The organism is Micromonospora parastrephiae (assembly GCF_016802865.1).
Lineage (GTDB): Bacteria > Actinomycetota > Actinomycetes > Mycobacteriales > Micromonosporaceae > Micromonospora > Micromonospora parastrephiae.
The window spans coordinates 1-4992 of sequence record NZ_JAEVHM010000293.1 but is presented as its reverse complement, the minus strand read 5'-3'; the positions used below and the strand labels follow the sequence as shown (position 1 = coordinate 4992).

The 4992-nt window shown below is 73.0% G+C and carries 5 protein-coding genes and 1 pseudogene; 4 read left to right on the top strand and 2 right to left on the bottom strand.

Translation table 11 applies throughout. From position 1 onward, the window contains the following. Positions 1-81: 81 nt before the first annotated feature. Together JNW91_RS29665 and JNW91_RS29660 are read right to left on the bottom strand one after the other, a co-directional pair. Positions 82-1016: pseudogene (locus JNW91_RS29665) on the bottom strand (lysophospholipid acyltransferase family protein); the annotation flags it as partial. Further along, positions 1013-1795: a GNAT family N-acetyltransferase gene (locus JNW91_RS29660; RefSeq protein ID WP_203178821.1), complete on the bottom strand. Its 783-nt coding sequence runs from the start codon at positions 1793-1795 to the stop codon at positions 1013-1015. The gene JNW91_RS29660 and the pseudogene JNW91_RS29665, both read right to left, overlap by 4 nt. 150 nt (positions 1796-1945) lie before the next feature. On the opposite strand from JNW91_RS29660, the gene JNW91_RS29655 reads away from it, so the two are divergent. The 4 genes from JNW91_RS29655 to JNW91_RS29640 form a co-directional block, all read left to right on the top strand. Next, positions 1946-2593 (top strand): hypothetical protein, encoded by a 648-nt coding sequence (locus tag JNW91_RS29655; RefSeq protein ID WP_203178820.1) that lies wholly within the window; start codon positions 1946-1948, stop codon positions 2591-2593. A gap of 141 nt (positions 2594-2734) precedes the next feature. Further along, positions 2735-3670: an ABC transporter ATP-binding protein gene (locus tag JNW91_RS29650; protein WP_203178819.1), complete on the top strand. Its 936-nt coding sequence runs from the start codon at positions 2735-2737 to the stop codon at positions 3668-3670. Then, positions 3667-4491, top strand: coding sequence for an ABC transporter permease (locus JNW91_RS29645; RefSeq protein ID WP_203178818.1), 825 nt, complete (start codon positions 3667-3669; stop codon positions 4489-4491). Before JNW91_RS29650 ends, JNW91_RS29645 begins: the two co-directional genes overlap by 4 nt. A gap of 246 nt (positions 4492-4737) precedes the next feature. Further along, a partial coding sequence (locus JNW91_RS29640; RefSeq protein WP_203178817.1) for a 2-oxoglutarate dehydrogenase E1 subunit family protein occupies positions 4738-4992 on the top strand: 255 nt, incomplete at its 3' end.

Sequence of the window (4992 nt, the reverse complement as noted above, 5' to 3'; positions counted from 1 at the left end):
ACCAGGTGTACGGCCGACTCGGCGGCCCGGGCCAGCAACCGCCGGTCGGCATCGCGGGCCGGGTGCAGCGCGGCGGCGATCGTCACCGAGACCACCAGTTCCCGCCGGCGACCTGCGTCGCACGGGAACGGCCGGGGGCATGGTGGTCACCGGGCGCAGCCGGGTCCGCGTCGCGGCACCCGCCGCCGGCACCAGGTGTACGGCCGACTCGGCGGCCCGGGCCAGCAACCGCCGGTCGGCATCGCGGGCCGGGTGCAGCGCGGCGGCGATCGTCACCGAGACCACCAGTCCCGTGCCGCGACCACCCGGGCCACCGAGCGCAGCAGGGTGTCCGCGCCGAGGAAGGCCGCGGCGGTGGTCGGCGAGCCGGTGACCTCGCACCGGTAGCCCAGCCGCAGGGGCACCACCGGAGCGCCCGCGTCGATCGCCGCCTGGAACATCGCGGGACGGAATCCTCCGCCGGGGCGGCAGTCGGCCGCGCCCTCCCCCGCACACCAGGTCGTACCCTCCGGGAAGACCGCCGCCGACCGGCCGGCCCGCAGCGCGTCGGCGAGCCGGCGCACGGTGGACGGCAGTTCGCGTGGCCGGGACCGGTCCACGAAGACCGTGCCCGCCGCGGCGGCCAGCAGGCCGAGCACCGGCCAGGAGCGGATCTCCCGTTTCGCCACCATCCGGGTCGGCGCCACCGCCAGCACCGCGAGGATGTCCAGCCACGACACGTGGTTGGCGACCAGCAGCGCACGCCGCCGGGGCGACCGGCCCCGGATCACCAGGCGGACGCCGAACGCCCGCGCGGTGCCCCGGGCCCAGCCGCGCACCGCCGCCTGCCGCTCCCGGGACGGGAGTACGGGCAGCAGCACCGCCAGGCCCACCCCGGTCAGCAGCATGCCGGTCGCCGCGACGAGCCGGAGCACCCGGCGAACCACCGGCACGGTGGGCACCTCGCCGGATGCCGGCAGGCACTCCTCGTCGCACCCGGAGGAGGGCCGCCACAGGTCGTTCGGCACGGCGGTCACCGCTCCGCCCCGCCGAGGAAGTGCCGCAGGTAGCGCGGGTTCATCCGGTCCAGCGAGAAGAGCACGTAGAAGTCCGCGCAGCCGAAGTCGGGGTCGTACGACGGTTCGCCGCAGATCCACGCACCGAGCCGCAGGTAGCCGCGCAGCAGTGGCGGCACCACGACGCGTCCGGCCGGGTCGGCGGTGACAGTCGGGGCAGCGGTGACGGCGGCCGGCTCGGCGAACCAGGGACGCAGCGGGCGGACCCGCAGCGGCGGTGGCGACAGGTGCCCGGACTGCGCCTGGGCCCACACCCCGGCCACCGTCCGACCGCCGTCGGCCACCGGTACCGAGGCGCAGCCGCCCAGCCAGCGGGAGCCGCGCAGGTGCAGGTAGCGGATGATGCCGGCCCACATCAGGTTGATGACCGCGCCCGAGCGGTGGTCCGGGTGTACGCAGGACCGTCCCGCCTCGACCAGGTCGTCGCGGAGCGGGTCGAGCGCGGCGAGATCGAACTCGTCCTCGGCGTACCGCCGGTCGGTGCGGCCGGGCGGCAGCAGCCGGTACGTGCCGACCACCTCGCCGGTGCTGTCCTCGCGGACGATGAGGTGGTCGCAGTGGGCGTCGAAGGGGTCCACGTCCAGCCCGGCCTCGGTGGGCAGGAGGGTGGCGCCCAACTCGGTGGCGAACACCTCGTGGCGCAGGCGTTGCGCGGCCGCGACCTGGATGGGGTCGTCGGCGATCAGCAGGGTGTATCCGCTGGTCGTCAGGGGTGCGCCAGCGGCATGCAGAACGGCCATGGGTTCTGTGTAAGTGCCCCGGGTTGCCATCCACGGGCACCACTGGTGTCGGCAGGATGAACGCCGGCCGGCAGATGCGCCGCGTCTCGGCCGTGCGAGGCTGCGGGACGAACCGGCGACGGCGCCGGCACGCCCCACCGGAGGTCGACGATGCGCATCGGGTCCCGCTACAACGGGCCTCCCGGCTCCGGCAACGGCGGCTGGAGCGCGGGGGTCTTCGCCGCCGTTGCCGGCGGCTCGGGGGCGGTCGAGGTGACGCTGCGCCGGCCGCCACCGCTGGACACCGAGCTGAGCCTGACCGACGGCGAGGTCCGCGACCCGGCCGGCGAGCTGGTGGCCGAGGTGCGACCGGTGGCGGCTGTCGACGCCGTCGTACCCCCGGTCGACCTGGACACCGCGGTCGCCGCCGCGACCCGCTACCCCGGCCTGGTCGAGCACCCGTTCCCCGGCTGCTACGTCTGCGGACCGGACCGGACCGACGGGCTGCGAATCTTCCCGGGCCGGCTCCCGGACGGCCGGACCGCCGCGGCGTTCCGGGCACCCGATCAGGTCAGCGACGCGACGGTCTGGGCGGCGCTGGACTGCCCCGGCGGCTGGACGGTGCTCGCCCCGGGCCGCCCGTACCTGCTCGGCCGGATCGCCGCCGCGGTCACGGCGCGTCCGGCGCCGGGCGACGAGTGCGTGGTGACCGGCGCGCTGATCGGCGTCGACGGCCGCAAGGCGTTGGTGCACACCAGCCTGTACGGACCGGACGGCGGGCTGCTCGGCGCGGCCCGGGCCACCTGGATCGCCCGCTGACCCCCGACGTCGTCCGCTGGGATGAGGGTTCTCCGCCCGGAGGTGGACCACGCCGTACGGACCACGCCTGATTGACCTTGTTGCTCGGGACCGTCACGCTGTGCCACGGCGTACCTCGACGCCACGCACGGGAGGAGAACGATGACTGACGGGCAGCGAAGCCCCACCAGCGACGGTCAGATCGTGGTGTCCGGTCTGACGAAGCAGTACAAGAACGTCCGGGCGGTGAACAACCTGTCCTTCACCGTGGCGCCGGGGCGGGTGACCGGCTTCCTCGGCCCGAACGGCGCTGGCAAGACCACCACGCTGCGCATGCTGCTGAACCTGGTCACGCCCACCGCCGGCACGGCCACCATCAGCGGCCAGCGGTACGCCGACCTCGCCGACCCGCTGCGGCACGTCGGCGCGATCCTGGAGGCGTCCAGCGCGCACAAGGGTCGTACCGGCATCAACCACCTGCGGGTGATCTGCGCGGCGGCCGGGCTGCCCAGGCAGCGCGCCGACGAGGCTCTGGAGCTGGTCGGGTTGACCCCGGCGGCGAGGCGCAAGTTCAAGGGTTACTCGCTGGGCATGAAGCAGCGGCTCGGTATCGCCGCCGCGATGCTCGGTGACCCCCGCGTGCTGATCCTCGACGAGCCGGCCAACGGGTTGGACCCGGAGGGCATCCGGTGGATGCGGGGGTTCCTCAAGAACCTCGCGCACGAGGGCCGCACCGTGCTGGTCTCCAGCCACCTGCTGTCGGAGATGCAGCTGCTCGCCGACGACGTGGTGATCATCGCGGCCGGCCAGCTGGTCCGGCAGGGTCCGGTCGAGCAGGTCCTCGGGTCGATGGCGCAGGGCGCCCAGGTCCGGGTCCGTACGCCGCAGGCCGAGGCGCTGACCGCCGCGCTGAAGGCGCAGTCGGCCACCGTCGACACCGACGAGAACGGCGTCCTGCTGGTCGGCGGGGTGGACGCCCCGACGATCGGGCGGGCCGCCCTGGCCGCCGGTGTGGAACTGCACGAACTGACCACCGAACGGCCCGACCTGGAACGGGTCTTCCTGGAGCTGACGGCCGGAAAGGCGGGCATCCGATGAAACTCGTCCGATCCGAGCTGCTCAAGATCCGTACCACCAACACCTGGTGGATCTTCGCGCTGATCAGCCTGCCGCTGTGGGCGCTCACGCTGCTCATCAACTGGTTGCAGGCCGACGCCCTGACCAGCAACAACATGGGCGAGCTGTCGGCCGAGCAGGCCGCCCAGTTCGAGGCCGCGGCCAGCCCGGACGCGCTCTCGTCGAACCTGTTCACCACCGGGCAGTTCTTCGGCCTGCTGATCGTGATGCTGCTCGGCATCATCGTGGTGACCAGCGAGTTCTTCCACCAGACGGTGACCACCACGTTCCTCACCACGCCGCACCGCACCGCGGTGATGAGCGCCAAGCTGGTGGCGGCGGGCGTGCTGGCGCTGCTGTTCTGGCTGGTGACCACCGCGTTCAACCTGGTCGCCGGTTCGGCGGTCCTGAACGCGGTCGGGGTGGGCTCACAGCTGGGCAACGACGCGGCCTGGCGTGCGATCGGATTGAACCTGCTCGCGTACCTGCTCTGGGCGGTGTTCGGCGTCGGCATCGGTGTGCTGATCCGCAGCCAGATCGGCGCCACCGTGACCGGCATCCTGCTCTACCTGGGCGGCTCGATCGGCGCCATCTTCGTGATCGCCGTTCTGGCCGACCGGTGGGGTGACTGGATCAACAACCTGCAACTGCTGGTGCCGTCGCTGGCCTCGTCGTTGATGGTCACCGGGGCGGACATCCCGGGCAACCCGCCACGCTGGGCCGGCGCCGCCGTACTGATCGGGTACGCGGTGGTCACCGGCGTGGTCGGCACCCTGCTGATGCGTCGGCGCGACATCTCCTGATCGGCGCGTTCCGGGGTGGCGGCGGCACGGCCGCCACCCCGGGCAGCCCCCTAGCAGTCGCCGACGGGCCACGCTGGGCTTGCTGAACTTCTGGCATCTTCTGTGAAACCGGCCACCCGACCGAGGCGGAAATGCCTGCGGGATCCGTACGGCGTAGCCTGGGAGTCGTCCTGTCCGTAGTCCTCAATCGGGCGCGACGGACACCGCGTGACACACAAACCCGCGTGAAAGAGGCGATTACCGGCCGTGTCGACCCAGCAGACTTCGCAGGAGAACCCACTGGCGGGTTTCGGCCCGAACGAGTGGATCGTCGAGGAGATGTACCAGCGGTACCTCGCCGACCCAACGAGCGTCGATTCGGCCTGGCACGACTTCTTCGCCGACTATCGACCGGCGCCGGGCGCGGCCACATCGCGCGGGGCTCAGGCGTCGGGCAAGCCGGCCGCCGCGCCGGAGCCGGACGGACAGCCCGGAGGCGGCCGCGGCGGTCAGCCAGCCGAG